Source organism: Meridianimarinicoccus marinus, assembly GCF_040689105.1.
GTDB classification, from domain to species: domain Bacteria; phylum Pseudomonadota; class Alphaproteobacteria; order Rhodobacterales; family Rhodobacteraceae; genus Meridianimarinicoccus; species Meridianimarinicoccus marinus.
In genome coordinates, this window is sequence record NZ_JBFBVU010000001.1 from 12,005 (window position 1) to 38,274 (window position 26,270).

The following is a 26,270-nucleotide window of genomic DNA, read 5'->3' on the forward strand; positions in this document are numbered from 1 at the left end:
CCAGTTTGGCAAGCCATCTGAAAGTTTCGACAAACGCGCCTATTCGACGGTGACGGATTTGGCCAGGTTGCGCGGCTGATCCACGTCGGTGCCCTTGGCCACGGCAGTGTGATAGGCCAGCTGCTGCACCGGCAGCGCATAGAGGATGGGCGAGAATACCGGATCGATCTCGGGCATGCGGATCCACTTCCAGACGCCCTCGCGGGCGCTGTCCAGCCCGGCGCTGTCGGACACCAGGATGACCTTGCCCTGGCGCGCCATCACCTCCTGCATGTTCGACACGGTCTTTTCGAAAAGCGCATCGCGCGGCGCCAGAACCACCACCGGCACATTGGGGTCGATCAGGGCGATGGGGCCGTGTTTCAACTCGCCGCTGGCATAGCCCTCGGCGTGGATATAGCTGATTTCCTTCAGCTTCAGCGCGCCTTCCAGCGCGGTGGGATACATCACCCCCCGGCCCAGAAACAGCACATCGCGGGCATCGGCCAGTTCGTTGGCCAGCGCCGCGATCTCGGGCGCCAGGGCCAGCGCCTGGTTCATGGCACCGGGCAGGGCGCGCAGGTTGGCGGCGTGCTGGCGCAATTCCTCGTCTGTCAGGGTGCCGCGTTGCTGCGCGGCTTTCAGCGCCAGCAGGGCCAGCACGGTCAACTGGCAGGTGAAGGCCTTGGTCGATGCGACGCCGATCTCGACCCCGGCCTGGGTCGGCAACACCACGTTGCTTTCGCGGGCAATGGAGCTTTCGGGCACATTGACCACCGAGGCGATCTTGCCGCCGGTGCCCGCGACATAGCGCAGGGCCGCCAGCGTGTCGGCGGTTTCGCCCGATTGCGACACGAAGATCGCCAGAGACTTCTGCGGCAGCGGCGGCTCGCGATAGCGGAACTCGGACGCGATATCGACCTCGACGGGCAGGCGGGCCAGTTTTTCGAACCAGTATTTCGCGGTCAGCCCGGCATAGTAGGCGGTACCGCAGGCCACGATGGTCACCCGGTCCAGGTCCGTGAAATCCAGTTCGCCGGGCAGGGTGATGCCCGCGTCTCCGTCGCCCATGTAGAACCGCAGGGTGTCGCCGATGACCGAGGGCTGCTCGGACATTTCCTTGGCCATATAGTATTTGTGGCCGCCCTTTTCGATCCAGGTGCTGTCCAGTTGAAGGATGCGGGTGTCGCGATGGGCGGGCGCGCCGTCCTGATCGAAGATCTCGGCCCCCTGCCGGGTCATCACTGCCAGATCGCCCTCTTCCAGATAGGTGATCCGGTTGGTCAGCGGCGATAGCGCGATGGCGTCCGAGCCGACGAACATCTCGCCATCCCCGTGCCCCAGTGCCAGCGGAGATCCCCGGCGCGCCGCGATCAGCAGATCCTCTTCGCCCGCGAACAACAGGCACAGGGCAAAGGCGCCCTCCAGTTCGGCGATGGCCCGCTTGGCGGCCTCGATCGGCGGCACTTGTTGGTCCAGCAGCCGCTGTACAACAAGGGCGATGGTTTCGGTGTCGGTGTCGGTGGAAAAGGCATAGCCGTCGCGGGCCAGATCGACGCGCAGCTCGCGAAAGTTCTCGATGATGCCGTTGTGCACCACGGCCACCGGGCCCGCCTGATGCGGATGGGCATTGCCGACGGTAGGCGCGCCATGGGTGGCCCAGCGGGTGTGACCGATGCCCGATTTGCCGGGCAGCGGATCATGCACCAGCAGGTCGGACAATTCGATCAGCTTGCCAGTGGCGCGGCGCCGGTCCAGCGTGCCTCCGGTGCGCACCGTGGCGATCCCGGCGCTGTCATAGCCGCGATATTCCAGCCGTTTCAGGGCCTCGACAAGGATCGGCGCGACTTCATGCTGTCCGAGAACTCCGACAATACCGCACATGATGTTTACTCCGGTTTCGCAGCCGTGAGGGCTGCTTTCTTCTGGCGCAACAGGTCGCGCAGACGGGTGGCAAGGCCGGGTTTGTTGTCCTGCCGGGCGCGGGCGATGGCCAGAGCGCCCTCGGGCACGTCACGAGTGATGACCGACCCCGACCCGGTGTTGGCGCCGTCTCCGATGGTGACCGGCGCCACCAGCATGGTGTTGGAGCCAATGAAAGCCCCGGACCCGATGGTGGTCTTGTGCTTCAGGAAACCGTCATAGTTGCAGGTGATGGTGCCCGCGCCGATGTTGCTGGCCGGCCCGATCTCGGCATCGCCGATATAGGACAGGTGGTTGACCTTCACACCGCGTGCCAGCTCGGCATTCTTGACCTCGACGAAATTACCGACGCGCGCGTCTTCGGCCAGATGTGCGCCGGGACGCAGCCGGGCATAGGGGCCGACAACGGCGCCCGAGGCCACCGTCGCGCCCTCCAGATGCGAAAACGCCCGGATGGTCACGCCCGACGCCAGCGTCACACCGGGGCCGAAGACCACATGGGGTTCGATCACGCAGTCCTGCCCGATCTCGGTGTCTGCCGACAGGAATACTGTCTCGGGCGCGGTCAGGGTCGCGCCCGCGGCCATCACTTCGGCCCGCCGCGCGGCCTGGAATACAGCCTCGGCCCCGGCCAGTTCGGCGCGGGTGTTGATGCCCAGTGTCTCGGCAGGATCGCAGGTGACCGCCCGGCAGGTCAGGCCCCGGTCGTTGGCCAGCCCGACGATGTCGGTCAGATAGTATTCCCCCGAGGCATTGTCGTTGCCCACCTGCGCGATCAGATCGAACAGCAGGGCGGCAGGGGCCATGACAACGCCGGAATTGCACAGGGTCACCGCGCGTTCCTCGGGCGAGGCGTCCTTGAATTCGACGATGCGGCGCACCCGGTCGCCCTCGGTGATCAGGCGGCCATAGCGGCCGGGATCGGGGGTGTCGAAGCCCAGGATCACCACGTCGGCGCCGCTTTGCCGCGCCGCACGCATCCGTTCCAGCGTTTCAGTGCGGATGAAAGGCGTGTCGCCATAGAGCACCGTCACATCGCCATCGAAATCCGCCAGCAGCGGGCGCGCCTGATCGACCGCATGGGCGGTGCCCAACTGTTCGGTCTGGCGCACGGTCCGGGCGGCGGGGGCCAGACGGGCAGTTGCCTCTTCGACCGCCTCGGCACCGTGTCCGGCGACAACGATCAGGCGGGCCGGGTTCAGCGGCGCGGTGCTGCGCAGCGCGTGGCCCAGCAACGGCAGCGATCCCACCTGGTGCAACACCTTGGGCCGGTCCGACAGCATTCTGGAGCCTTTGCCCGCAGCGAGGATCACGAAGGCATGGGAGGACTGGGTCATGGGGCGCTCGTTAACTTGTTCCGGCAAACCTTGTACGTTGCGTCACGATCCGCGCAAGTGGCGGCGCTGTCACGTCTGACTACGAACATTTCAGGTTTGCGGGCTTTCTTGCGGTTCGGGAAGTGCCGTGGGGCTGGGGGACGAGGGAGCGGAAGGATCTTTCTGCGGTGCAGAAACAAGCGATTCCTGCGTTTTCTTCTTTTGCCATGCCGCCAGTTCGGCATTCAGCGCCGCGCCCAGAAGAACGGTCAAAATCGTGATATACAGAAACATGAGCAGCGCGATAACCGCGCCGATGGAGCCATAGACTTCGTTGTAGTTTCCGAAATTTCGCAGGAAATACGAAAAGGCGAGGGTTGCTGTTGCCCAGACCAGCACCGACAGAACCGCGCCGCCGTTGAGCCACTTGACCCGTGCCGCCTGGCTGGTCGGGGCGAAGCGGTACAGCACCCAGATGCCCGAAAAGACCACCGCCAGTGCCACCGCCCATCGCGCGGCATCCAGGGCCAGTCCGGCGAAAGGCCCCAGCGGCAGGAAGGCCAGGACCAGCGGCAGAACCACCATGGCCAGGATCGCAACGATGACCACAAGGATCAGGACCAATGTGATGGTCAGCGCCACGGCATAGGTTCGCAGCCCGCTTCGCATCGGTGTGCCGTACACCGCGTTCAGCGCCTTGATGATGGCGTCGGTGCCCAGCCGTGCCGACCACAGGGCGGTCAGGACAGAGGCCAGCGTGGCCCATCCCAGGGTTGACGATCCCGATGCCGACAGCCGGAGGACCTGGTCCTTGATCAGGTCGAAGGCCGCGCCGGGAATGAAATCCGCCACGATAGAAAGCTGCTGTTCGACAATGGCGGGATTGGCAACCAGACCCAGCAGGGTGACCACGGCGGCGATCCCGGGAAACAGCGAGAGCATCGAAAAGAACGCGCTGCCCGCCGCCACGAGGGTCAGGTTGGCGGCCACGATCCGCTTCTGCATGCCCCTGAGGATCGCCCAGGTCGTTTTCAGTCGCGCAAACATCACGTCACTCCACCAGCACCAATGCGGCAAGCCTAACGGGTTGCACGGGCAAGTGCGAGGTAGCGGCGCGGCTTGTGCTCAGACGGCGGCCTGTCCCGGCGGGCCGGGTTCGCTTTCTGTGGGAACGGCGGGAAGTCTGGCCATGTCCTGAGTGCGGTCGAAGGTCACCAAGGTGGAGCCGCCGGTGATGGGCTGGGCACGACAGGTCAAAGGGGTGCCGTCGCGCAAGATCAACGGGCGCGCGATCTGGCTGCGGTCCCCCGACTGCAGCACCAGTCCACGGATCGCTTCCAGCCCCGCGCCCGAGAGGGATCGGGCGGCCCAGTCGCGGATGGCCTCGCCGATGCCGATTTCCGAAGATGCCGGCGCCAGGCCGTTGTTCCACAGGTCGTCATAGGCCTGGTTGGTCAGTTTCAGCACTCCGGCGGACGAGAAGACCGCCACTGCCGCTTCCAGATGATCCAGCACCGCATGGCTCAGCGCGATCTCGGACCGGTAGCTGCGCGTCATGGACACTTCCGAGGACACATCCTCGAACAGATAAGCAACCGCCCCGTCGGGATGGGGGCGGCCCGACACGCGGTAGGTCTGGCCGCTGGGCAGATGCCAGGTTTCCTCGAAGGTGCCGTCAGCGGCGTCGGCCTCAAGCTGGGCGATCTTCATGCGCCAGCTTTTATAGTCCTTGGGTTCGGGAATGCGCTGACGGTCGCGCAGCGCATCCAGAAATCCATGCAGCGAGGGCTGGCTGGACAGCTGGTCCGGCGGCAAACCGGTCAGATCCACCAGCGCCGGGTTGAACAGCGCCAGCTTGCGCTTCTTGTCGAAGATCGCCAGCCCGATGGGCAGATGCGCGAAGGTCTTGGTCAGGGTCTGGACGAATTCGGTCAGGGCGTTCTCGGCGCGCACCAGCTTGTCGATGGGCAGGGCGAAGAACAGGGTTTCGATCTCGCCGGGCAGCACGATCACGTCGAACCAGGCTTCGGTGTCGGTGGCTGTTGCCAGCGAAATACGGGCAGGCGACAGGTCAACGGTTTCAAGATCCGGGATTGGCACCGAGTCGAAAACATCGGGCGGCGGCCATGCCGACAGTTCCTCGTCACCGGCAACCGCCTGCGCCAGCGTCATGTAACTGCTGTTGGCCCAGATGATCAGCCCGTCGTCGCGCTTCTTCCATGTCGGGATTGGCGAGCGTTCGGCAATGGTGCGCAGGGTGAACAATTCGGCGCGCATGGCAGCCATGCTGTAATGCGCCAACGTCTCCGAGCGGCTGTCGCGCAGCGGGTCATCCAGACGAATGCGCAGGCAATCGTCCACAACCTCGCCGACAAGGCGCAGGCTGTCGGGGTCGTCGGGCACCTCTGCCAACTGGAAGCCGTCGGTCTCGGTCGCCTCGCGCAGGGCGGTTTCAATGCCTTCGAAGCGATGCGAAAACGTCAGAACGAAGCGTCCAAGGTCGTCGGTTTCGACGGGGGTCGAGCGCAGTTGCGTGCGCGCCGCGTCGGTGGCATCCACCAGCAGGCGCCCGCGAAACAGGAACACCACGTCATCGGCCCGCGTGTCCGACAGGAACGGCCGCGGCGGCACCTGCGCGCCGCCGGGCTTGCGCGCCAGCACATAGACAGCGATGCCCGTGACCACGCAGCTTACCGTGCTGGCCAGAAGAGTCGTCAGATTAAGCATTCCGATCCCGCGAGGCGCGTAAATAAGCCTCTCTTTCAGAAAAAGACTGACCACAGCCCATTAACGGAAAGTTAAGCCGTCAATTCAGGTAAGGAAATCACTAAGAAATCACGTTTCTATTCGTTGATTGTGTCCTAAAGCACCCAGTTTCTCGTCCTCGGCCGTCGAGACCTGCTCGCGCGGCCAGCTGACTTCGACAATCGCGCCCGAACGTTCGGGGCGCTCGTTGGACAGCAGGAACGGGTCCGAGCCGTTGTAGAAATCCAGATGTGCGCCGGTGCGTTCCAGAAGCGTCTTGGCGATGAACAGCCCCAGCCCCATGCCTTCGTATTCCGGGCGTTTTGCCTGTTCGGCCTCGGACCGGCGGCGGCGCAGGAACGGATCGCCCAGCCGGCCGATGACATGGGCGGGATAGCCGTCGCCGTCGTCGCTGATCTTCACGCGGATGGTGCGGGCATTCCAGCGGGCGTCGATCCAGACATTGCCATGGGCAAAATCCACCGCGTTCTGGGTCAGGTTGCGCAACCCGTGAATGATCTCGGGCTGGCGCGTGATCGTCGGCTGCTGGCTGTCGCCATCCACATCCGGCGAGGCGGTGAAATGGATCTCTTTGCCGCGCGCCATATGGGGGTCGGCGGCCTCGCGGATGACGGTGTCGATGGGCGCGTATTGCAGGTGCTTGTCATCCTTCCCGGCGCGCCCCATCGACCGCAGGATGTCCCGGCAGCGGTCGGCCTGATCCCGGATCAGTTCGGCGTCGGACTTCAGATCAGGGTCTTCCAGTTCCGACAGCAGTTCCGAGCTGACCAGCTTGATCGTGGCCAGCGGCGTGCCCAGTTCATGCGCCGCCGCCGCGACCACCCCGCCCAGATCGGTCAGCTTCTGTTCCCGCGACAGTGCCATCTGGGTGGCCAGCAGCGCCTCGGACATGGAATGGATCTCTATGCTGATGCGGCGGGCGTAGCCGGCGATGAAGCTCAGCCCGGTGACGATGGCGATCCAGAAACCGAACAGGAAATAGCCCGGCATCTCCATGATCTCGCCCTGCCGCGTTTGCAGTGGCACATGGAACAGCGCCACCAGCGTGATCAGCACCAGCGCCGATCCGCCCAGGATGACCGTCGATTGCAGCCGCAGCACCGAGGCCGAGATCGTCACCGGCGCCAGCACCAGCAGGGCAAACGGGTTGTTCAGTCCGCCGGTCAGATACAGCAGGAAACACAGTTGCGAGATGTCGAACAGCAGCATCGACACCACTTCGCCCTCGGTCAGCCGCTTGTTCTGCGGATAGGCGAACATGGCGACGAAATTGGACAGGACCGAGGCGCTGACCGCCAGGTAGCACAGGCCCAGCGGGATATCGATATCCACCAGGATCTGGGCGAAGGTGATGGTTGCCAGCTGTCCGCAAATGGCGATCCAGCGCAGCACGATCAGGGTGCGCAGACGGATCCAATGGCTGCGAGCCTCGGACTTGAAGGGGTTGAGCGTGCTTTCTGAAGTCATATCTGTTCCGAAGCTGGCCTTGCGCGTTGCCAGAGGTTACGAGGCCGCACCGGCAATGCAAACCGGATTCCGAATGTGAAAGGACCATAGTCATGACCCGGCTCTTCGCCATCCTCGCCTCTGTCCTCGTGGTCGTTCTTCTGGGGGTGGGCGTGGCCTATGTCCTGCTGCCGCGCGCCGATCAGGATCTGTTCGCGCAATGCCGCGAAGGGCAGGTTGCCGGCGGCGATATCGGCGGTCCCTTCGAGCTGCTGGACAAGGACGGCCAGACCGTGACCGACGCCGATGTCATCACCGGGCCGTCGCTTCTGTACTTCGGCTATACCTTCTGCCCGGACGTCTGCCCGCTGGACAATTCCCGCAATGTCGAGGCCGTGGACATCCTGGACGAACGCGGCATCGCGGTGACGCCGATCTTCATTTCGATTGATCCGGAGCGCGACACCCCCGAAGTGGTCGGCGAATTCGCTTTCAACCTGCACGACCGGATGATTGGCCTGACCGGCAGCCCGGAACAGGTCAAGGCGGCCAGCCAAGCGTACAAGACTTACTACAAGGCGCACAGTGACAAGGATGATCCGTATTACCTGGTCGATCACACCACCATGACCTACCTGGTGTTCCCCGAACACGGTTTTGTCGATTTCTTCCGCCGCGATGTCTCGCCACAGCAGATGGCGGACCGCGTCGCCTGCTTCGTGGATGCAACAGGCGGCATGTGAGTAAATTGACGTTCCGAAACCAAGGCGCTAGACCAAATTGACCTACAGATCGGGAGAGGCTCATGTCGGAAACGCAGCTGCGTGAAATCGGTGAAGACAATTCGCTGTTGTTGGTGGATGATGACGAGCCGTTTCTGCGGCGCCTGTTGCGGGCCATGGAAAAGCGCGGATTCACCGCCGAAGGTGCCAGTTCGGTCGCCGCCGGCAAGGCCATCGCCACCGCCCGCCCGCCCGCCTATGCAGTGGTCGATCTGCGGCTGGAAGACGGCAACGGTCTGGATGTGGTCGAGGTGCTGCGCGAAAAGCGTCCCGATTGCCGGGTCGTGGTTCTGACCGGCTATGGCGCCATCGCCACGGCGGTGGCCGCGGTCAAGATCGGCGCCACCGACTATCTGTCGAAACCGGCCGATGCCAATGACATCATGAACGCGCTACTGGCGCCGCAGGATGAACTGCCGCCGCCGCCGGAAAACCCGATGTCAGCGGACCGCGTGCGCTGGGAACATATCCAGCGGGTCTATGAGCTGTGCGACCGCAACGTGTCGGAAACCGCGCGGCGCCTGAACATGCACCGCCGCACCTTGCAGCGGATTCTTGCCAAGCGCAGCCCGCGCTAGAACCCCTTGGCCTGGCGCCTGAGCCAGGCCATCACCTGCTGCACCTTGGGCGGCACCGGCCCGTTGCGGGTCACCAGGTAATACCCAAGACCGGCGCTGTCGCCCTGTTCCAGCGCCACCAGCTTGCCGCTCTCGATTTCCCGCTCGACCAGGCTTTGCGCCTGGATCGACAGGCCATAGCCTTCGCGCACGGCGGCATGAACCAGGGCGGTGCTTTGCAGGTCGCGATAGGGGATCTCGTCGAAATCCAGACCCAGCGCCAGCCCCCAGACCTGAAGTTCCGGCGCCACCGAGGGGAAGAACCAACTGTGCTGCCGCGGGTCGCCCAGATCGACCAGCGTCTGCGCGCCTTGCGTATAGGCCGGGCTGGCCACCACCACGAAGGGTGATTCCAGCAGGCGCGAGGTGACCAGCCCCGGCCAGTCGCCCCGTCCAAAGCGGACCGCAAGGTCGATCTCGTCCCGCCGCAGATCGCTGACCTGGGCGCTGGGATGCAGGATCAGGTCGATCTCGGGATAGGCGGACCAGAAGCCGCCCAGCCGCGGCATGAGCCAGCTTTCCGCAAACGACGGCGTCAGGGTCACATGGACCGGGCGGTCGCCTTCGGCCCGCCGCAGCCGCGTGACGGCACTTGCCAGGGTGCCGAAGGCTTCGGACAGATCCCCGGCCAGATCCTGCCCCGCCGAGGTCAGCGCCATGCCCTGGCCCTGACGCAGCACAAGCTGGGTCCGGAATTCGGCCTCCAGCGCGCGCACATGCTGGGCGATGGCGGCATGGGTCACGTTCAATTCGCGCGCGGCGCCCGAGAAACTGCCGTGGCGGGCCGTGGCCTCGAAGGCGCGCAGGGCCGACAGCGACGGGATGTCTTTCCAGTTCATGCCGTTTGTTAGCTCAACTTACATCTGAAAAACAATTGAGATTTCAGGAATCGCGCAGATGAGGGCATAGAGGGCCCATACACAAGGAACGGAGATGTTCGATGTTAGGCATACTCGCACACAGCCTGCGCACGGCAACGCGCAATCCCGGCGCACAGGATCCGGACGAACTGCGCCGCAGGGCGCATAGCGACGAAGCCCGTCGGCTCGATTTTGAGATCCTCTGGTACAGCCGCCCGCTGGGCCGGAACCCGGCGCAGAACGCTCAGAGACGCGACAGAAGCGCCGAGTGACGGGCGGTATAGGCCGCACGGGTCTCGATCGGCGGGCGCAGGCAGACCTCCAGCCCGTCGATCAGATCGGGTGGAGGCGGACGGAAAAATTTCGCCGCCTCGGCCTCGGAAAACCCGGCGATCCGCGTGGCCTCCAGCCAGGCTGAAACCCGGTCCGCGCGCTTGATTTGCTTCTTCACCGAGATCGGCAAGTCCGCTGGCAGGCCAAAGCGGGTGTGAATGGCGGCGGTCAGCCGCGCCTCCATCGCGCCGTAACCGGGTCCGACGGCGGATTTCACCGGCGAGATCATATCCCCGATCACGTATTCCGAAGCGTCGTGCAACAACGCCGCCAACCGCCACTTCACCGGCGCCTTGGGCGCGATGCGGCCAAAAATCTCCTCAACCAGCAGCGAATGCTCGGCCACCGAATAGGGGTAGTCGCCGACCGTCTGGCCATTCCAGCGCGCCACGAAGGCCAGCCCGTGGGCGATGTCCTCGACCTCGATATCGATCGGGGTCGGGTCGAGCAGATCCAGACGGCGGCCGGAGAGCATGCGTTGCCAGGCACGGGGCGGAGCTTTGGGCATCGGGTGATCCTGTGTTGCCCGTCTGTTCTCGCCGGTTCCGCGGCGCGGCGCAAGGCGCGCGCCTGAAATTCCGGGCAGAATCCGGCAATGCTCTTGAAAGACGGCTGTGGCTCCGCCCGTTCGCGACTGAAACGCTCCCCGTTTGGCGGGAAAACGCGCCACTGGCGCCTTTTCTGATCCGCCTCACCGTTTGCGGGACGGCGCTCACTTTTTCTTGTCGAAAATACTCCCGCCGGAGGCATCCGGTGCTGACCAGAGGCGCCCCGGCGGGAATGGGGGCACGGCCCCCGGCAATCAGCCTTTGCGGTTGCGCGTGGCCAGCAGGCGCAGGCGCAGAGCGTTGAGCTTGATGAAGCCCGCCGCGTCCTTCTGATCGTAGGCACCGGCATCGTCCTCGAAGGTCACATGCGCCTCGGAATAGAGCGACTGATCCGACCAGCGACCCACGCAGGTGGCGGAGCCCTTGTAGAGCTTCAGACGTACGGTGCCCGACACATGCTCCTGGCTCTTGTCGATGGCGGCTTGCAGCATCTCGCGCTCGGGCGCGAACCAGAAGCCGTTGTAGATCAGCTCGGCATAGCGCGGCATCAATTCGTCTTTCAGATGCGCAGCACCTCGGTCGAGGGTAATCTGTTCGATGCCGCGATGGGCTTCCAGCAGCAGCGTGCCGCCCGGGGTCTCGTAGATGCCGCGCGACTTCATGCCGACGAAGCGGCCTTCTACAAGATCAAGGCGTCCACAGCCGTGCTTGCCGCCCAGCTCGTTCAGTTTGGTCAGCACCGTGGCGGGCGACATCGCGGTGCCGTCGATGGCCACCGCGTCGCCCTTTTCGAACGTGATTTCAACGTATTCCGGGGTGTCAGGCGCATCCTCCGGGCTGGTGGTGCGCTGGTAGACATAGTCGGGCGCCTCGACGGCGGGATCTTCCAGAACCTTGCCCTCCGACGACGTGTGCAGCAGGTTGGCATCGACCGAGAAGGGCGCCTCGCCCCGCTTGTCCTTGGCCACCGGGATCTGATGTGCCTCGGCGAATTCCAGCAGCTTGGTGCGCGACGACAGATCCCATTCCCGCCAGGGGGCGATGACCTTGATGTCGGGGTTCAGGGCGTAGGCGGACAGCTCGAACCGGACCTGATCGTTGCCCTTGCCGGTGGCGCCGTGGGCGACGGCATCGGCGCCGGTGGCCTCGGCGATCTCGATCAGGCGCTTGGAAATCAGCGGCCGCGCGATCGAGGTGCCCAGCAGATACAGCCCTTCGTAGACCGCGTTGGCGCGGAACATCGGGAAGACGAAATCGCGGACGAATTCCTCGCGCAGGTCTTCGATATAGATGTTTTCGGGTTTGATCCCAAGCAGTTCGGCCTTCTTGCGGGCCGGGTCCAGTTCCTCGCCCTGTCCGAGATCGGCGGTGAAGGTGACCACCTCGCAGCCGTATTCGGTTTGCAGCCATTTGAGGATGATCGAGGTGTCGAGGCCGCCGGAATAGGCCAGAACAACTTTCTTGGGCGCGGACATGGGGGAGACTCCGAAATGACGAATTCGGCGCGGTTTACTCTGGTTTAGGGGGCGGGGCAAGGCGGCGCTACGGCGGCCAAGAGGCGGGGTCTGGAAAGCGTCTGGAAAAGGTATGGCAGCTGTATGGCTGGGCGCGGGGTTGGCGCGGGGCCGCCGCTGCCGCTAGGCTGGGTCGGGGCGTCCGGGATCCGGGGCGCACGATTGGCAAGGACAGGGGGGCCGATGGCACGGCTGGAGCTTTTTCGCGGCGTGGTGCATCCGTGGCATCACGATCATTTCGGACATATGAACGTGCGCCACTATGCGCCGTTCTTCGACGATGCCACCTATCACATCTGGACCTGCATGGGGCTGTCCTATGCCGAGATGATGGCCGAGCACGGGGTGCATTGCGTCACCGCCCAGGCCACCACCGGCTTCGTCAAGGAGCTGGTGGCCGGCGATCTGATCCTGATCGACGGGGCGGTGTCGCGGCTGGGCACGCGCAGTTGCGGGTTTCACCTGCGGATGTTGCATGCCGAAACCGGGGTGTTGCACGCCACCTATGATCTGGTCGAGGTGTTTTTCGACCCCGTGACGCGCGCCTCGGCGCCGATGCCCGAGGCGGTGCGCGACCGGCTGGAGCAATTCCTGCAAGACGCCGATTAACGTTTCTTCACGAATTGGGTCAGGATCACGATGCGCTGGCCGTCGACCCGGCCCTCGATGTGGTCGGGATTGTCCTGAACCAGCGAGATCCGGGGCACGGCGGTGCCGCGCTTGGCGGTGAAGCCCGCGCCCTTGACCGGCAGATCCTTGATCAGCACCACGGTGTCGCCGGTGGCCAGCGGCACGCCGTTGCTGTCGCGATGCTGCGGCACGTCGATGTGGCGGCCGGCCTCGGCCCAGGCGCGGGTGTCGTCGTCGAGCCAGAGCTGGTTCAGCGCGTCCTGCGCCCAGGGTTCGGCCTTGAGCCGGTCCAGCATCCGCCAGGCCAGCACCTGGACCGCCGGGTCGTCGGACCACATGGCGGTGGGCAGGGCGCGCCAATGGGCCGGGTCCGGCGCGTCGGTGCCGGTGATCTGGGCAAGGCAGGGGGCGCAGAGGGCGACCGCCTGGAACGGCGTGCCCTCGGGGCCGGGCACATGCGGGGTCAGATCGGTGTCGGCGGAACAAAGCGGGCAGGGCATGGGCGGGTCCTTTCGGGGCCGGGGATACCGGGGCCGTGCCGCGCTGGGCCGGGAAAGGCAAGGGCGCTGTGTCGGGCCGGGACAATTGGACCGGCGCCGGTTTGACCGGCATCAACGCGGGCCGGGCGCCAGGCTGGTACACTGGGAGACGGAGGAAGAGGAGGCTGCCATGATTTCCCTCGACGACATCGAAGACATGACCTGTTTGACCCGCGACGAGATCGACGCGCTGGCCGAGCACGATCACACCGACATCCTGACCGCCGCGCTGGAGGGCGAATACGCCATGCACCACCACGGCGGGCCGCAGGGGGTGAAGCAGAAGATCACCGAGGATGTGCAGGCCGCGCTGAAGGCGGGCGACACGGATCACGCACGGGCGCTGATGGCGACCCTGCGGCATTTCCTGTACCACCACCCGGACGCGGCGGAGGCTTAAGCGATCCCGCCGGGGCGCATCTGGCAGAGGCCGGGTGCCTCCGGCGGGAGTATTTTCGACAAGAGTGAGCGCCGTCCCGCAAACGCTCCGGGGGAGCGTTTGAGGCGCGAACGGGCGGAGCCCCAGACGTCTTGCAGACTGTGGTGCGAGGCGTGTGCCGGTTGCGTGCATACCCGCTGAACGGCCCTGTTGCAGGCCGCAACGGACGGGTGCCGGGCGGGATTGCCGCCGTACCAGGGGCGACCGCATTCCAGGGGGTCTCAGGACAGGGCGCGGGCCACGACGATACTGGCGGGGATGGCGGCAAGAAAGCCGAGTCCGGCGGCGATCAGGATCGGGGTCAGCGTGTCATAGCCCAGCACAAGGGCAACGACGATGACCGTGCCCGCAAGGGTGGCGCCGATGACGATGTGCAGAAGCAGGGCGAGGCGGAACATGGGGGGTCCCCGGGTTTGAGTCGTCTGCAAGCATATGGATGTTTGAATGGTGTGGGGTTGATGTGGATCAAACTATTCTTCGTTGTTTTTCCTTGAAAATGTGGGTGAAAACGATGTGCCGAACGTACTGATAGGAAGGAAGTACGGACTTTCGCGCGTATCAAGGCGTGTTCTCTGGTTTCCCCCGCGGTTGCTTGGGGCATCAAAGTCAAATACAAACCGGTACTCTTGTTCTGCCTCGAACTTTCTATCTTTAACAAATTCGGCGTTGCGTAGAAGGCTAACTATCATTTCGCGGTTTAAATCTGTCCTATTCTTAACCTCAATTTTTCGATCTCTATATTCGACAGGGTTGTTGGAGCAAGTAACCCTAATAGCGGATGATTGTCCGAGCGACAAAAGGTTGAGTGACCTTTCGTCAAATTGCAAGAGACTCATGTGTTGGTTGATGTGCCTACACATCCAGCCTGCAAATTCGTCGCGCTTTTTCAATTCAATGGACCAACTTGAGTTATAGTCTTCGAAGAGATGAGCACTTGGATCGTCTACCCAGCTCATGCAGAGAATCATAGAATTGTGCCTGCTGAAGTGGAATTTCAGCAAGCCCGTTGCCGTGAAATCGTTGCCATTTTCTTCGGAAATATGTAGTTGATCAATGTAAACGGACAACGTTCCCCTAATCCCATAGTCACCAAGGTCAACGGTGATGGTGGTTCCTACGATTGCTTGTGTGCTTAGTTGGCCGAAGGGTGGAGAGTTGATTGCACCAAGGGAAATTTCACTCAGCCATTTGATGTCCGCCCGAACGCCCGTATGAAAGTCTATAACCCACTCATGTGTTCCTTCCTTTGGGTCACGGAGTTCAGGCCGCTCGATTTTTCGATACTCGTGTAACGTACCAAGTCGAAGCTTGCCGGAAATCGAAGGAAGGTGATCAGCGTCACAAAATTTCTTTAGCCACATGCTTTTACCCAAAAGTGCTCACTCATCCATCTTCAACGCCGAAATGAACGCCTGCTGCGGGATCTCCACTTTCCCGAACTGGCGCATCTTCTTCTTGCCCGCCTTCTGCTTGTCCAGCAGCTTGCGCTTCCGCGTCGCGTCGCCGCCGTAGCATTTGGCGGTCACGTCCTTGCGCATGGCGGACAGGGTCTCGCGGGCGATGACGCGGCCGCCGATGGCGGCCTGGATCGGGATCTTGAACATGTGGCGGGGGATCAGCTCTTTGAGCTTTTCGCACATGGCGCGGCCCCGGGTCTCGGCGCGGTCGCGGTGGACCATCATCGACAGGGCGTCGACGGGCTCGTCGTTCACCAGCACTTGCATCTTGACGAGGGTGTCCTGGCGGTAGCCTTCCAGCTGGTAGTCGAAGGAGGCATAGCCCTTGGTCACCGATTTCAGGCGGTCGTAGAAGTCGAAGACCACCTCGTTCAGGGGCAGGTCATAGACCGCCATGGCGCGGGAGCCGGCATAGGTCAGGTCCAGCTGGATGCCGCGCCGGTCCTGGCACAGCTTCAGCACATCGCCGAGGTATTCGTCGGGCACCAGGATGGTGGCCTTGATGCGCGGCTCCTCGATGTGGTCGATGGTGGCCGGGTCGGGCATGTCGGCGGGGTTGTGCAACTCGCTCATCGCGCCGTCGCGGGTGTAGATGTGGTAGACCACCGAGGGCGCGGTGGTGATCAGCTCGATGTCATATTCACGCTCGATCCGGTCGCGGATGACCTCGAGGTGCAACAGGCCGAGGAAGCCGCAGCGGAAGCCGAAGCCGAGGGCGGCGGAGGTCTCCATCTCGTAGCTGAAGGAGGCGTCGTTCAGGGCCAGTTTCTCGATCGCGGTGCGCAGGTCCTCGAATTCCGAGCTGTCCACCGGGAACAGGCCGCAGAAGACCACCGGTTGCGCCGGTTTGAAGCCGGGCAGCGGGGTGGCGCATTGCTTCTTCTCGTGGGTGATGGTGTCGCCGACGCGGGTGTCGCGCACCTGCTTGATCGAGGCGGTCAGGAAGCCGATCTCGCCCGGACCCAGTTCGGCGATGTTCTGCATGGCCGGCTTGAAGACGCCCAGCCGGTCAATGCCATAGGTGCCCCCGGTGCGCATCATGCGGATGCGGTCGCCCTTCCTGATCACGCCGTCGATGACCCGGATGATGACAACAACGCCGAGGTAGGCGTCGTAATAGCTGTCCACCAGCATCGCCTTCAGCGGCGCGTCGCGGTCGCCCTTGGGGGCGGGCAGGCGCTGGACGATGGCCTCCAGAACGTCGGGGATGCCGAGGCCGGTCTTGGCCGAGATTTCCACCGCGTCATGGGCCTCGATCCCGATGACATCCTCGATCTGCTCGCGCACGCGGTCGGGTTCGGCCGCCGGCAGGTCGACCTTGTTGAGCACCGGCACGATCTCGTGATCCGCCTCGATCGCCTGATAGACATTGGCCAGCGTCTGCGCCTCGACCCCTTGCGAGGCATCCACCACCAGCAGCGAGCCTTCGACGGCCCGCATCGAGCGGCTGACCTCATAGCCGAAATCCACATGGCCCGGCGTGTCGATCAGGTTCAGAACATAGGTCTGGCCGTCCTGTGCGGGGTATTCGATGCGCACGGTGTTGGCCTTGATGGTGATGCCGCGCTCGCGCTCGATATCCATGCTGTCGAGAAGCTGCTCCTGCATGTCGCGTTCGGCCACCGTGCCGGTCATCTGGATGAGCCGGTCGGCAAGGGTCGATTTGCCGTGGTCGATATGGGCCACGATGGAGAAGTTGCGGATCTTTGAAAGCTCGGTCATCGGCGTCGGGTCAGTCCTGAGAGGGGGTGCGGAGGCTGCAGCCGCAAATCTGCCCTGACATAGCCGATCTGGCGGGAGATTCCAGAGGGAACAGGTTGTGGGGCGTGAGGGGGGGGTGGGGGCGTCCGGCTCGAAGCCGACCATGATTCCAGGCACAGTGAACGACCGCTTGCAGCCCTTTGCTGTCCTGTGTGCGTGCCGCAGCGAATGCTGGTAGGCGAGTCAACCACATATCGGGCACCTCAGTCGCCAACTCAAACGGTATTTGTGTCCGCAATGGCAGATGCGCAGAGCACAGGAGATTGCCCTGCCAGAAGGACTTGTTCATAGTGCAGAAATCATAGGGTCAATATAATATTGGAGTACGTCCTTGAAACAGGATTTCGATTCAGACATCGCTTTGAGAACGCTTATTAGGCTCAAGGGGCGTGCGGAACGTCTAGCCCCAGACCAAGTTGTAGAATCTTTTTCTTCAGTTGGCCCACTGCAAGATTTGCTTGCGACAGAGGATCATCAGGTGATCTTCGGCAGACGTGGCACCGGGAAAACGCATGCGTTGCGTTTCCTATACTCTACTCAGCTTGATGAAGGAGATTGTGCGCTTTTTGTTGATATGAGAAGCCTCGGGTCTGACGGATCAATGTATTCCGACCCTTCCTTGCCCGTCACGGATAGAACAACCCGCCTTCTCTTGGATACTCTGGCGTTTATACAAGATGGAATTCTGGATTATTTGCTTTCTACGCCCGAAGTCAATCTTACGCTAGTTGACAGCAAACTAGAGGCATTCAACAACGCGTGTGCCCAGGTTCGTGTTACTGGCGAAACAACTGCGACCTATGAGGATAAGTCGGAGAACACGACATCATCCTCGATCAATCTAGCTGCCAAACTCAAAGGCCTGATGCCCGGCGGCGATGCTTCAGTAAATAGATCTTCAGGCGGAATGAAGACTGACTCCGTGAAACTTCAGAAAACTGGAGTAGAAAGGCTTGCAGTCAGATTTCCTAATCTAAGTAGTGCGTTGCGTGATCTATGCAATGCAATTCCAGCGAACAGAATCTGGGTGATCTTAGACGAGTGGAGTTCCCTTCCTCAAGAAGTTCAACCTTTTCTTGCGGACATGCTTCGACGGGCATTTTTCACAATACCTAACATCACAGTGAAGATCGGCGCGATAGAACATCGCACGAAGTTCCTTCTAGAATCGGGCGCCGACAATTCCATCGGCTTGGAGCCGACGGCTGACGTTCGCAATAACGTGCGGCTCGATGAGTTTTTGCTCTTTGACAACGACAAGGACCGAAGCGTCGCCTTTTTTAAGGAGTTTCTTTTCAAACACGTCCTTAGCTACTGCCGGGAAAAGGGTTGGGCGGAACCCAAAGATTCAAATGAATTATATCGCGCGGCATTCAATCAAAAAACCTCATTTGAGGAATTTGTAAAATCCTGCGAGGGTGTGCCGCGCGACGCTCTGCACATTGTCTCTTCGTGTGCCCAGATGGCATATGGGAAAAGGATAGATATCCCCATTGTTCGAACCGCTGGCCATAAATACTATCAAGATGACAAAAGCTCCCAAGTCGATGCGAACCCTGCACTTCGAGACCTTTTGCAATTCATCGTTGACAAGTCGATCAGGCAAAAAAAGACAAACGCATTTCTCCTTGAGGCTGGAAGCAAGGATAGAAATGTAGACCTTTTGTTCGATAGACGCCTAATCCACCTCAGGCAGAAGAACGTTTCATCACGTGATCGTGCAGGGACTAGATACTACCACTACAAGATAGACTACGGATGCTATGTCGACTTGATTGCGACCAACTTAATGCCTCAAGAAGTGGCTTTCGACCGCGAGAATAAATTGGAAGATATAGTTTCAATGGTTGAGGTTCCTGGAGAAGATGATGGCCGCTCTTACCGAAGGTCCATCTTGGAAATCCAAGAGTTTTATGAATCCCATCCTGAACACTTGGCGCCGGAAATTTCTTGGAGAACGGAATAAGGTTTGGCATGTTCGTCAACTTAGAGCCGGATGCGTCGGGAAAAAATATCGGTAGCAGCAAAATATCTGGTGTCGAATAAGGCCGTAGTGGGTCCTGGTCCGATACATCGCATCTTGGACATCCATCCCAAGCGCATCCCCCAATCCCCAAAGGCGGCACCTGTCCGAGGTGAGGGCGAAGCCCCCGGCTGGCGGCGGGTGGGGGCTGCCCGGCGGGGCCGCCGGGCGTGACGGTTGCGGATGCGGCCTTGAACTTCGGGCTGCCGTTTTTTCAGCGGGGTATCGACCACACCGGGGTGTAACGGGTCCATCTGTCTCGATTCCGTCCTCGGTCGGGCCCGTCGCGAAGTCATGGTGATCTTGCGACAGATCGCCGGCCTCCCATGAGGTCGGCGGCGGCACGGACCGCCAAGCCCTCGACCGCCTTACTCCGCCGCCATCCCGCGATGCACCTCGGCGCCCAGGAACCGCGTGGCGGCCTCTCCTGTCAGAAAGCTGATGCGGCCGGCGCAGATTGTGGCCTCGACCTGCCGGGTGTCGGCGTTGACGACGGTCAGATCGGCGCGTTTGCCGGGCGCAATGATGCCGCGGTCGGGCAGGCGCAGGATCTCGGCCGGGGTTTTCGAGATCAGCGCCCAGGCGCGCTCCAGTGGCAGCCGCCCGCTGTCGGCCAGGTGAAACGCCGCCTGCGCCAGCGCCGCCGGGTGACGCCCGCCCGCCAGCGCCGAGCACAACCCCGCATCCAGCAGGTCGGCCACCGGCGGCGTCCGGCGTGCGGGGTCCGGGAACAGCAGCCCCGCGGCGTCGGCCACCACCGGATCGCCCACGGCGCGGGCGGCGGCGGCCACGCGGGCAGTACCCGGCGCGTAACAGACCCGCGCGCCGATCATCGAGTAATGCTCGCGCGTCTCGGCGCTGTCGTCGCCGCTGGAGCCATAGATCACCCCCAGCCGGTCGAAGGCCTCGGCCAGCCGGCACAGGTGGCGCGGCATCGCGGGGGCATGGGTCAGCGCCCGGTCCAGCGCGGCGGAGAGATCAGCGACGGGCAGGGCACGGGTCCAGGCCAGTTGCGCGAAGGCCTCGGGTCGGGAAAGGCGCATCTCGGCGGCCTCCTCGGCGGTGTTGGAGAAGCTGACCTGACGCACTCCGATGGTGCGGGCCAGATCCAGCAGCGCAGCCTCGGCGGGCACCATCAGGCGGTCGGCGGCCAGATGCAGGTGCAGATCGGTGCGCAGGCGGCCGCGCCGGGCCGCAAGGGTGCGGGCGAAGGCGGCGGTGGCCTTGGGGCTTTGGCAGGGCCCTTCCCATGACCAGGGCAGGGTGACGCAGCGGGTGGTGATCCCGCAGGCGGCGCTGTCGCGGTCGATCTGCTCGGGGTCGGGGCCGCTGGTGGCCGATGGGCCGGGCCCCAGCAGGCCTTGCAGATCCACGATCCCCGGCAGCAGGTAGAAGCCGCGCATGTCCACCGCCGGGAACGGCCCCTTGGCAAAGCGGCCACCGGACAGGGCGATGGAGCGGGGGGCGAGCACGCCGTCGCGCAGGCTGAGACCTCCGGTCAGGCGCAAGGGGGGCAGTGGGGCGGACATCCCGGTTCCTTCGTTGCGGTCTGATGGGGATAAGTGCCCAATGTGTCCGCGGTATGACAGCGCGGCGCTGAAAACATGACATGTCGCGGGGCGCAGGCGGGGCGCGGCTTCCGTCAGGGTAGACCTGTGCGGTTTCTGTCCCTAAGCATTGAGGAAAGGCCCGCGCAGACAGGGCCGGGGATCAGGGGGGCTGGCATGACAGGAACGGTCATTACGGTGGCGCAGCAGAAGGGCGGGTCGGGCAAGACCACGCTGGCGGCCAATCTGGCCATTGCGCTGGTGGGGCGCGGGCACAGCGTGGCGGTGATCGACACCGATCCGCAGGGCTCGCTGGGGCGCTGGTTCATGACCCGGCGCGAGGCGCGGGGCGGTGAAGCCGGGCTGGACTTCGGCACCGCCAGTGCCTGGGGCGTCGGCTATGAGGCCGAGAAGATGCGCGACCGCAACGATTTCGTCATCATCGACACGCCGCCCAAGATCGACAGCGACCTGCGCCCGGCGCTGCGCGAAAGCGATCTGGTGCTGGTGCCGGTGGCGACCAGCCATGTGGACCTGTGGGCCACCGAAAGCATTCTGGAACTGGCCGAACGGGTGGACCGCCCGGTGATGCTGGTGCTGAACCGCGCCGCCGCAAGGGCACGGCTGACGGCGGAAGTCTCGGAGGAGTTGAGCGCCCTGTCGGCGCCGCGCGCCGAAACCGCCATCGCCAACCGCGTGATCTTTGCCGAGGTTCTGGGCGAAGGCACCGGGGTGACCGAGAAGGCGGCCTCGGGTCCCGCCGCGCAGGAAATTCAGGCGCTTCTGGACGAGATCGGGGCAATGTTGCAAGGCTGAGACCCGGACTCCAGTCGCCCCTGCCTGCGGCCCCAGCGCACCCGCGCCCACAGCCGTTCGTGCAGCACGTAGCACACCGCGCCGACCCCGGCGCCGATCAGCGCGATGGTGCCGCCGGCCGAGACCGAGCCGGTGATGGCCAAACCGATCAGGGTCATGGTCAGCAGGCCAAGTCCTTGCCATGTCAGGGTTTTCGCCAGGGTGCGCAGGGGGGTGTCGGACACAGGGAACCTCTTGACGCCAAAGACAGGGCCAGAGTAGCGCGGGACAGGGCCGTGGGGAATTCTTGCGGATGTCTGCAAAATCCTCAAGATGGTGACAGAAATCACCAAGGTTGAGGAAAATGGACAAACGCGACCGCGCCGCCCTGTTCCGCACCCGCCTGCAAGAGGCCATGGCGCGCGACGGTCTGAACCGCTCGTCGCTGGCGCGGGCGGTCTCGGCGGATCGGTCCACCATCGGGCAATTGTTGCAGGCGGGGGAGGCGCGCTTGCCCTCGGGCGCGCTGCTGGCCGATCTGGCGGCGGTGCTGCGGGTCAGTTGCGACTGGCTGCTGGGGCTGAGTGATCATCCCGAACGCCCCGGCGATCTGCTGGATGCGGCGATGGCGATGACCGGGGCGGAACGCTCGGTCGCGGACGATCAGATCATGGCGTGGCATCGCGAGGCGCGCGGCTTCAAGATCCGCCATGTGCCCGCCACCCTGCCGGACATGCTCAAGACCGAAGCCGTGCTGCGCTGGGAATACGACACCCAGATGGGCAAGACCCCGGACCAGGCCGTGCGGATCGCCTCGGAATTCCTGACCTGGGCCGAGGAGACCGGCTCGGACTATGAAATCGCGCTCCCCGAGCACGAGTTGCGCAGCCTTGCCAGCGGCACCGGTTATTATTCGGGGCTGGCGCCGGGTCTGCGCCGGGATCTGCTGACGCATATGGCGGACCGCTGCGACACGCTGTATCCGTCGCTGCGGGTGTATCTCTTCGACGCCCGCCGGGTGTTCAGCGCCCCGATGACCATCTTCGGTCCCGGACTGGCGGTTATATATGTAGGCCGGTTCTATCTGGCGTTCCGCGAGCGGGACCGGATGCGCAGCCTGACCCGGCATTTTGACTGGCTGGTGCGCGAGGCGGTGGTGGAGGCGCATGGTTTCGCTGCGGTGGCACGGAAGATGTCGGCAGAGATCTGAAGCCGCTTGCAGTGGGTCGCGTGGCACCGCAGGATGCATCCGATCCCGATAGTTCTGCGCGAGGTGTCATGCCCCAGACCGTTTCCGGCCCCGATGGCCATCCCCGCTGCGGCTGGTGCGGCACGGTGGCCGAATTTTTCCCCTATCATGACCGGGAATGGGGCTTTCCGGTGGAAGACGACCGGCGGCTGTTCGAAAAGCTGTGCCTTGAGAGCTTCCAGTCCGGGCTGAGCTGGCGCACCATCCTGAACAAGCGCGAGAATTTCCGCGCCGCTTTCGACGGGTTCGACTTTCACCAGATGGCCGACTATGGCCCCGCCGAGGTCGCGCGTCTGATGGGCGACGCGGGCATCATCCGCCATCGCGGCAAGATCGAGGCGGTCATCATCAATGCCGCCCGCGCCTGCGAGATGGAGGCGACCGAAGGCAGCCTTGCCGCCTTTTTCTGGCGGTTCGAACCGCCCCGCGCCGAGGTCTGGCCGCCGCAAACGGTGACCACATGTCCGGCGTCGGTGGCGCTGTCGAAGGCACTGAAGGCGCGGGGCTGGAAGTTCGTCGGCCCGACCACCGCCTTTGCCTTCATGCAGGCGATGGGGCTGGTCAACGATCATCTGGAAACATGCGTGACGCGGGCCGAGGTGACGGCGGCCCGGGACCGTTTCGCGTCACCCGTTTAAGTTGAAGGTCGAAACAGGGTCCGAACCCGGCCCAGCCCCGCCGGGACTATTCCAATGGATAGCCCAACAATACCTAAGCGCGATTGAACGGGGCGTACCAATTCGCATCTACGTAAGAGATTGACCCAAGGACAATTTCATGCCGGATTTGATGCACCTGACCTGTCTGAGTTGCAGCCATTTGAACAGGCTGTCCGCTTCCGCACTTGGACGTGCCCCCACCTGTATCCTGTGCGGTGATCCGCTGATGCCCGACGGCGTGCGCGAGGTCGATCTGAGCACGCTGGAGCGTGCCGTGCGCCGCGACACCCTGCCGATCGTGGTGGATTTCTGGGCGCCATGGTGCCGCCCCTGCGCGACGATGCAGACACAATTCGCCTCGGCCGCGCAGGCGGTGCAGGGGCGGGCCCGGATGGTGCGGCTGAACACCGAGACCAGCCCGGCCTCGGAATGGCGGTTTCGCATCGAGGGTCTGCCGACGATGGTCGCCTTCTGTCGGGGTGGCGAGGTGGCCCGCCACGTGGGCGTGGAGCCGTCCGAGCGGATCGCGGCCTGGGTCGGGGCGCTGTGACCGCGCAGCGGCCGCTTCGCGCTCTGCAAGGGCTGGACGCTGTGGCGCTGCCACGGTAACCCGACGCAACGGCCCACACAGATCCCGGAGGACCCCATGAGTCGCATCGTCTATGTCAACGGCGAATACCTGCCCGAAGAAGACGCGAAGATCTCGGTTTTCGACCGCGGGTTCCTGTTCGCAGATGGGGTGTATGAAGTCACCTCGGTGCTCAATGGCAAGCTGGTGGATTTCGATGGTCATGCCAAGCGGCTGCAACGCTCGCTGGACGAGTTGGACATGCCCAATCCGGTCACGTTCGAGGAACTGCTGGAAATCAATCGCGAGTTGATCGCCCGCAACGGTCTGGAAGAGGGCGGCGTGTACCTGCAAATCACCCGTGGGGCAGCAGATCGCGATTTCGCCTATCCCGCCAACCCGAAGCCCACCATCGTGCTGTTCACCCTGGTGATGAACATCTCGGGCTCGCCCAAGGCCGAAACCGGCCTGAAGGTGATCTCGATCGAGGATCAGCGCTGGGGCCGCCGCGACATCAAAACGGTGCAGCTTCTGTACCCGTCGATGGGCAAGATGATGGCCAAGGCCGCCGGGGCGGATGATGCCTGGATGGTGGAAGAGGGCGTGGTGACCGAGGGCACCTCGAACAACGCCTATATCGTCACCAGGGACGGCAAGATCGTCACCCGGCAACTGTCCAACGCCATCCTGCACGGGATCACCCGCGCTGCCGTTCTGCGCATGGCTGAAGAGGCGCAGATGGTGGTCGAGGAACGCCCCTTCACCATCGAGGAAGCCCAGAACGCCGCCGAAGCCTTCATCACCTCGGCCACGACCTTCGTGACCCCGGTGGTCGAGATCGACGGTGCCACGCTGGGCGATGGCGCGCCGGGGCCGATCGCGAAGCGCCTGCGCGAGATCTACATGGACGAAGCGCGCGCCAAGGCGATCTGAGCGCCGCGTCCGCCGTCCGCGCAGGCCCTTTGGCCGGGAGAACTGACAGATGACCGTCTATTTCATTGGCGCGGGGCCGGGCGACCCGGAGCTGCTGACGCTGAAGGCGCAACGCCTGATCGCCGCCTGCCCGGTGTGCCTCTACGCAGGCTCTCTGGTGCCGGCCGAGGTTGTGGCCAATGCCCCAGAAGGGGCGCGGGTTCTGGACACCGCACCGATGACGCTGGACGACACCCATGCCGAGATCGTCGTGGCCCACGCCAAGGGGCAGGACGTGGCGCGGGTGCATTCCGGCGACCCGTCGCTTTACGGCGCGATTGCCGAGCAGATCCGGCGCCTGCGCGCCGATGGTATCGACTATCAGGTGATCCCCGGCGTGCCTGCCTATGCTGCGGCGGCTGCGGCGCTGGGGCAGGAGTTGACGGTGCCGGAAGTGGCGCAATCCATCGTTCTGACGCGGGTGTCGATGAAATCCACCTCGATGCCCCCGCGCGAGACGCTGGAAAACTTCGCCCGCACCGGCGCGACGCTGGCGATCCATCTGGGCGTGCGCGCCCTGCGTGAGATCGAACGGGTGCTGACGCCGCACTATGGGGCCGATTGCCCGGTGGTGGTGGCCTATCGCGTCGGCTGGCCGGACCAGATGTTCATTCGCGGCACGCTGGCGGACATCCAGCAGAAGGTGCGCGCCGAGAAGATCACCCGCACCGCGCTGATCCTGGTCGGCCCGGTTCTGGGCGAGGTTTCCGACTTCAAGGACAGCGCCCTTTATGATCCCGATGTGCCGCATGTGCTGAGGCCACGGGTGCGGACGCCGGGAGCGGCCTGATGCGGGCCGCGCTGGCAGCGGCGGCACTGGCCTCGGCGGCGGTTGGCCCAATGCCGGCGCCGGCGGATTCGGATGATTCGGCCGTTGCGGCCTTCGTCGAGGCCAATCTCATCAGCATCTTCTATCACGAGATCGGCCATGCCCTGATCGACCAGCTGGCGCTGCCGATCTTCGGGCAGGAAGAAGACGCGGCGGATGTGTTCTCGATCCTGATGATCGACGCGCTGTTCGAGGAGGACAGCGCGCAGGCCATCGCCTATGACGCGGCGCTGGGGTTTCTGGCCGAGGCGGAACTGCGCGATGCGACGGGCGACGAGATCGCCTGGTGGGACGTGCACGGGGTGGATGAACAGCGGTTCTACACCACCACCTGCCTGTTCTACGGCGCCAACCCCGAGGTGCGCGATGATCTGGCCCGCGATCTGGCGCTGCCGGAAGAACGCGCCGACTACTGCGTGGAGGAATTCGACCTTGCCGCCGAAAGCTGGGGTATCGCACTGGAGGAAATCGCCGACGGACCGGGACAACTGTTGCTTTATGTCGAAGACGGCAGCGAGGGCTGGATGGCGGAAGTCATCGGCGCAGAAGTGGAAGAGTTCAACGCGCTGTTCGGCCTGAAGCGCGACATCGACGTCTGGGTCATGGTCTGCGAGGAAGCCAACGCCTTCTACGATCCCGACACAACCGAATTGATCTTCTGTGTCGAATTCATCCCGCATCTGGAGGCGCTGGCCGGACATCTGTGACGCTCGGCGCA

Annotated in this window: 26 protein-coding genes; 12 read left to right on the forward strand and 14 right to left on the reverse strand. The window is 63.6% G+C overall.

What is annotated here, in order from left to right; translation table 11 throughout:
• Window positions 1-39: 39 nt before the first annotated feature.
• The 5 genes from glmS to regB all read right to left on the reverse strand — a co-directional run bounded on the left by glmS (window position 40) and on the right by regB (window position 7,451).
• Window positions 40-1,863 (reverse strand): glutamine--fructose-6-phosphate transaminase (isomerizing), encoded by a 1,824-nt coding sequence (gene glmS, locus AB0T83_RS00060; protein WP_366190483.1) that lies wholly within the window; start codon window positions 1,861-1,863, stop codon window positions 40-42.
• Between the two features lie 5 nt (window positions 1,864-1,868).
• Window positions 1,869-3,239 (reverse strand): bifunctional UDP-N-acetylglucosamine diphosphorylase/glucosamine-1-phosphate N-acetyltransferase GlmU, encoded by a 1,371-nt coding sequence (gene glmU / locus AB0T83_RS00065; protein WP_366190484.1) that lies wholly within the window; start codon window positions 3,237-3,239, stop codon window positions 1,869-1,871.
• A 90-nt stretch (window positions 3,240-3,329) separates the two neighbouring features.
• Window positions 3,330-4,265 carry a YihY/virulence factor BrkB family protein gene (locus AB0T83_RS00070; protein ID WP_366190485.1) on the reverse strand — a complete coding sequence of 312 codons (936 nt, stop codon included), beginning with the start codon at window positions 4,263-4,265 and terminating at the stop codon, window positions 3,330-3,332.
• A gap of 78 nt (window positions 4,266-4,343) precedes the next feature.
• Window positions 4,344-5,945 carry a PAS-domain containing protein gene (locus tag AB0T83_RS00075; protein WP_366190486.1) on the reverse strand — a complete coding sequence of 534 codons (1,602 nt, stop codon included), beginning with the start codon at window positions 5,943-5,945 and terminating at the stop codon, window positions 4,344-4,346.
• A 108-nt stretch (window positions 5,946-6,053) separates the two neighbouring features.
• Window positions 6,054-7,451 carry a sensor histidine kinase RegB gene (gene regB, locus AB0T83_RS00080; protein WP_366190487.1) on the reverse strand — a complete coding sequence of 466 codons (1,398 nt, stop codon included), beginning with the start codon at window positions 7,449-7,451 and terminating at the stop codon, window positions 6,054-6,056.
• Window positions 7,452-7,543: 92 nt separating this feature from the next.
• On the opposite strand from regB, the gene AB0T83_RS00085 reads away from it, so the two are divergent.
• Window positions 7,544-8,173 carry an SCO family protein gene (locus tag AB0T83_RS00085; protein WP_366190489.1) on the forward strand — a complete coding sequence of 210 codons (630 nt, stop codon included), beginning with the start codon at window positions 7,544-7,546 and terminating at the stop codon, window positions 8,171-8,173.
• 62 nt (window positions 8,174-8,235) lie between these two features.
• On the forward strand, window positions 8,236-8,790 hold the full coding sequence (locus AB0T83_RS00090) for an ActR/PrrA/RegA family redox response regulator transcription factor (RefSeq protein WP_366190491.1): 555 nt from the start codon (window positions 8,236-8,238) through the stop codon (window positions 8,788-8,790).
• On the opposite strand, the gene AB0T83_RS00095 is transcribed toward AB0T83_RS00090, so the two are convergent.
• From AB0T83_RS00095 to AB0T83_RS00105, 3 genes are all read right to left on the reverse strand, one after another.
• Entirely contained in the window at window positions 8,787-9,668 is an 882-nt protein-coding gene (locus AB0T83_RS00095; protein WP_366190493.1) for a LysR family transcriptional regulator, read from the reverse strand. The genes AB0T83_RS00090 and AB0T83_RS00095 overlap by 4 nt on opposite strands.
• 265 nt (window positions 9,669-9,933) lie before the next feature.
• A complete protein-coding gene (locus tag AB0T83_RS00100) occupies window positions 9,934-10,530 on the reverse strand; it encodes an HD domain-containing protein (RefSeq protein ID WP_366190494.1) in 597 nt (198 codons plus the stop codon).
• Window positions 10,531-10,824: 294 nt separating this feature from the next.
• Window positions 10,825-12,045: an argininosuccinate synthase gene (locus tag AB0T83_RS00105; protein WP_366190496.1), complete on the reverse strand. Its 1,221-nt coding sequence runs from the start codon at window positions 12,043-12,045 to the stop codon at window positions 10,825-10,827.
• Window positions 12,046-12,267: 222 nt separating this feature from the next.
• Between AB0T83_RS00105 and AB0T83_RS00110 the strand changes: the two genes are divergently transcribed.
• Window positions 12,268-12,693 carry an acyl-CoA thioesterase gene (locus AB0T83_RS00110; RefSeq protein WP_366190498.1) on the forward strand — a complete coding sequence of 142 codons (426 nt, stop codon included), beginning with the start codon at window positions 12,268-12,270 and terminating at the stop codon, window positions 12,691-12,693.
• Here AB0T83_RS00110 and AB0T83_RS00115 read toward each other — a convergent pair.
• Window positions 12,690-13,214: a PhnA domain-containing protein gene (locus AB0T83_RS00115; protein WP_366190500.1), complete on the reverse strand. Its 525-nt coding sequence runs from the start codon at window positions 13,212-13,214 to the stop codon at window positions 12,690-12,692. The genes AB0T83_RS00110 and AB0T83_RS00115 overlap by 4 nt on opposite strands.
• A 169-nt stretch (window positions 13,215-13,383) precedes the next feature.
• Between AB0T83_RS00115 and AB0T83_RS00120 the strand changes: the two genes are divergently transcribed.
• Complete coding sequence (locus AB0T83_RS00120) at window positions 13,384-13,653, forward strand: hypothetical protein (protein ID WP_366190501.1); 270 nt, start codon at window positions 13,384-13,386, stop codon at window positions 13,651-13,653.
• Window positions 13,654-13,913: 260 nt separating this feature from the next.
• On the opposite strand, the gene AB0T83_RS00125 is transcribed toward AB0T83_RS00120, so the two are convergent.
• From AB0T83_RS00125 to lepA, 3 genes are all read right to left on the reverse strand, one after another.
• Complete coding sequence (locus AB0T83_RS00125; RefSeq protein ID WP_366190502.1) at window positions 13,914-14,090, reverse strand: CTP synthetase; 177 nt, start codon at window positions 14,088-14,090, stop codon at window positions 13,914-13,916.
• 72 nt (window positions 14,091-14,162) lie between these two features.
• Entirely contained in the window at window positions 14,163-15,053 is an 891-nt protein-coding gene (locus tag AB0T83_RS00130) for a hypothetical protein (protein ID WP_366190504.1), read from the reverse strand.
• An 18-nt stretch (window positions 15,054-15,071) separates the two neighbouring features.
• Complete coding sequence (lepA, locus tag AB0T83_RS00135) at window positions 15,072-16,871, reverse strand: translation elongation factor 4 (RefSeq protein WP_366190506.1); 1,800 nt, start codon at window positions 16,869-16,871, stop codon at window positions 15,072-15,074.
• A gap of 370 nt (window positions 16,872-17,241) precedes the next feature.
• On the opposite strand from lepA, the gene AB0T83_RS00140 reads away from it, so the two are divergent.
• Entirely contained in the window at window positions 17,242-18,876 is a 1,635-nt protein-coding gene (locus AB0T83_RS00140; protein WP_366190508.1) for an ORC-CDC6 family AAA ATPase, read from the forward strand.
• A 425-nt stretch (window positions 18,877-19,301) separates the two neighbouring features.
• On the opposite strand, the gene AB0T83_RS00145 is transcribed toward AB0T83_RS00140, so the two are convergent.
• The gene (locus AB0T83_RS00145) at window positions 19,302-20,462 is read right to left on the reverse strand and encodes an amidohydrolase family protein (RefSeq protein WP_366190510.1); all 1,161 of its coding nucleotides are present in this window, start codon (window positions 20,460-20,462) and stop codon (window positions 19,302-19,304) included.
• A 195-nt stretch (window positions 20,463-20,657) separates the two neighbouring features.
• Between AB0T83_RS00145 and parA the strand changes: the two genes are divergently transcribed.
• On the forward strand, window positions 20,658-21,296 hold the full coding sequence (parA, locus tag AB0T83_RS00150) for a ParA family partition ATPase (protein ID WP_366190512.1): 639 nt from the start codon (window positions 20,658-20,660) through the stop codon (window positions 21,294-21,296).
• Here the strand turns inward: parA and AB0T83_RS00155 are convergent.
• Window positions 21,254-21,520, reverse strand: coding sequence for a DUF2061 domain-containing protein (locus AB0T83_RS00155; protein ID WP_366190514.1), 267 nt, complete (start codon window positions 21,518-21,520; stop codon window positions 21,254-21,256). The two genes, parA and AB0T83_RS00155, sit on opposite strands and share 43 nt — an antisense overlap.
• Window positions 21,521-21,639: 119 nt before the next feature.
• Between AB0T83_RS00155 and AB0T83_RS00160 the strand changes: the two genes are divergently transcribed.
• The 6 genes from AB0T83_RS00160 to AB0T83_RS00185 all read left to right on the forward strand — a co-directional run bounded on the left by AB0T83_RS00160 (window position 21,640) and on the right by AB0T83_RS00185 (window position 26,259).
• On the forward strand, window positions 21,640-22,485 hold the full coding sequence (locus AB0T83_RS00160) for a transcriptional regulator (RefSeq protein WP_366190516.1): 846 nt from the start codon (window positions 21,640-21,642) through the stop codon (window positions 22,483-22,485).
• A 68-nt stretch (window positions 22,486-22,553) separates the two neighbouring features.
• Window positions 22,554-23,162, forward strand: coding sequence for a DNA-3-methyladenine glycosylase I (locus AB0T83_RS00165; RefSeq protein WP_366190518.1), 609 nt, complete (start codon window positions 22,554-22,556; stop codon window positions 23,160-23,162).
• 139 nt (window positions 23,163-23,301) lie between these two features.
• Complete coding sequence (locus tag AB0T83_RS00170; protein ID WP_366190520.1) at window positions 23,302-23,733, forward strand: thioredoxin family protein; 432 nt, start codon at window positions 23,302-23,304, stop codon at window positions 23,731-23,733.
• A gap of 96 nt (window positions 23,734-23,829) precedes the next feature.
• Window positions 23,830-24,684, forward strand: a complete 855-nt coding sequence (locus tag AB0T83_RS00175; RefSeq protein ID WP_366190522.1) for a D-amino-acid transaminase — start codon at window positions 23,830-23,832, stop codon at window positions 24,682-24,684.
• Window positions 24,685-24,733: 49 nt separating this feature from the next.
• Complete coding sequence (gene cobM / locus AB0T83_RS00180) at window positions 24,734-25,513, forward strand: precorrin-4 C(11)-methyltransferase (protein ID WP_366190524.1); 780 nt, start codon at window positions 24,734-24,736, stop codon at window positions 25,511-25,513.
• Complete coding sequence (locus AB0T83_RS00185) at window positions 25,513-26,259, forward strand: DUF4344 domain-containing metallopeptidase (RefSeq protein ID WP_366190526.1); 747 nt, start codon at window positions 25,513-25,515, stop codon at window positions 26,257-26,259. Before cobM ends, AB0T83_RS00185 begins: the two co-directional genes overlap by 1 nt.
• Window positions 26,260-26,270: the final 11 nt, after the last annotated feature.

Coding starts and splice junctions, on each gene's coding strand:
- glmS (WP_366190483.1), bottom strand. CDS start 1,863: ATGTGCGGTATTGTCGGAGTTCTCGGACAGCATGAAGTCGCGCCGATC.
- glmU (WP_366190484.1), bottom strand. CDS start 3,239: ATGACCCAGTCCTCCCATGCCTTCGTGATCCTCGCTGCGGGCAAAGGC.
- AB0T83_RS00070 (WP_366190485.1), bottom strand. CDS start 4,265: ATGTTTGCGCGACTGAAAACGACCTGGGCGATCCTCAGGGGCATGCAG.
- AB0T83_RS00075 (WP_366190486.1), bottom strand. CDS start 5,945: ATGCTTAATCTGACGACTCTTCTGGCCAGCACGGTAAGCTGCGTGGTC.
- regB (WP_366190487.1), bottom strand. CDS start 7,451: ATGACTTCAGAAAGCACGCTCAACCCCTTCAAGTCCGAGGCTCGCAGC.
- AB0T83_RS00085 (WP_366190489.1), top strand. CDS start 7,544: ATGACCCGGCTCTTCGCCATCCTCGCCTCTGTCCTCGTGGTCGTTCTT.
- AB0T83_RS00090 (WP_366190491.1), top strand. CDS start 8,236: ATGTCGGAAACGCAGCTGCGTGAAATCGGTGAAGACAATTCGCTGTTG.
- AB0T83_RS00095 (WP_366190493.1), bottom strand. CDS start 9,668: ATGAACTGGAAAGACATCCCGTCGCTGTCGGCCCTGCGCGCCTTCGAG.
- AB0T83_RS00100 (WP_366190494.1), bottom strand. CDS start 10,530: ATGCCCAAAGCTCCGCCCCGTGCCTGGCAACGCATGCTCTCCGGCCGC.
- AB0T83_RS00105 (WP_366190496.1), bottom strand. CDS start 12,045: ATGTCCGCGCCCAAGAAAGTTGTTCTGGCCTATTCCGGCGGCCTCGAC.
- AB0T83_RS00110 (WP_366190498.1), top strand. CDS start 12,268: ATGGCACGGCTGGAGCTTTTTCGCGGCGTGGTGCATCCGTGGCATCAC.
- AB0T83_RS00115 (WP_366190500.1), bottom strand. CDS start 13,214: ATGCCCTGCCCGCTTTGTTCCGCCGACACCGATCTGACCCCGCATGTG.
- AB0T83_RS00120 (WP_366190501.1), top strand. CDS start 13,384: ATGATTTCCCTCGACGACATCGAAGACATGACCTGTTTGACCCGCGAC.
- AB0T83_RS00125 (WP_366190502.1), bottom strand. CDS start 14,090: ATGTTCCGCCTCGCCCTGCTTCTGCACATCGTCATCGGCGCCACCCTT.
- AB0T83_RS00130 (WP_366190504.1), bottom strand. CDS start 15,053: ATGTGGCTAAAGAAATTTTGTGACGCTGATCACCTTCCTTCGATTTCC.
- lepA (WP_366190506.1), bottom strand. CDS start 16,871: ATGACCGAGCTTTCAAAGATCCGCAACTTCTCCATCGTGGCCCATATC.
- AB0T83_RS00145 (WP_366190510.1), bottom strand. CDS start 20,462: ATGTCCGCCCCACTGCCCCCCTTGCGCCTGACCGGAGGTCTCAGCCTG.
- parA (WP_366190512.1), top strand. CDS start 20,658: ATGACAGGAACGGTCATTACGGTGGCGCAGCAGAAGGGCGGGTCGGGC.
- AB0T83_RS00160 (WP_366190516.1), top strand. CDS start 21,640: ATGGACAAACGCGACCGCGCCGCCCTGTTCCGCACCCGCCTGCAAGAG.
- AB0T83_RS00165 (WP_366190518.1), top strand. CDS start 22,554: ATGCCCCAGACCGTTTCCGGCCCCGATGGCCATCCCCGCTGCGGCTGG.
- AB0T83_RS00170 (WP_366190520.1), top strand. CDS start 23,302: ATGCCGGATTTGATGCACCTGACCTGTCTGAGTTGCAGCCATTTGAAC.
- AB0T83_RS00175 (WP_366190522.1), top strand. CDS start 23,830: ATGAGTCGCATCGTCTATGTCAACGGCGAATACCTGCCCGAAGAAGAC.
- cobM (WP_366190524.1), top strand. CDS start 24,734: ATGACCGTCTATTTCATTGGCGCGGGGCCGGGCGACCCGGAGCTGCTG.
- AB0T83_RS00185 (WP_366190526.1), top strand. CDS start 25,513: ATGCGGGCCGCGCTGGCAGCGGCGGCACTGGCCTCGGCGGCGGTTGGC.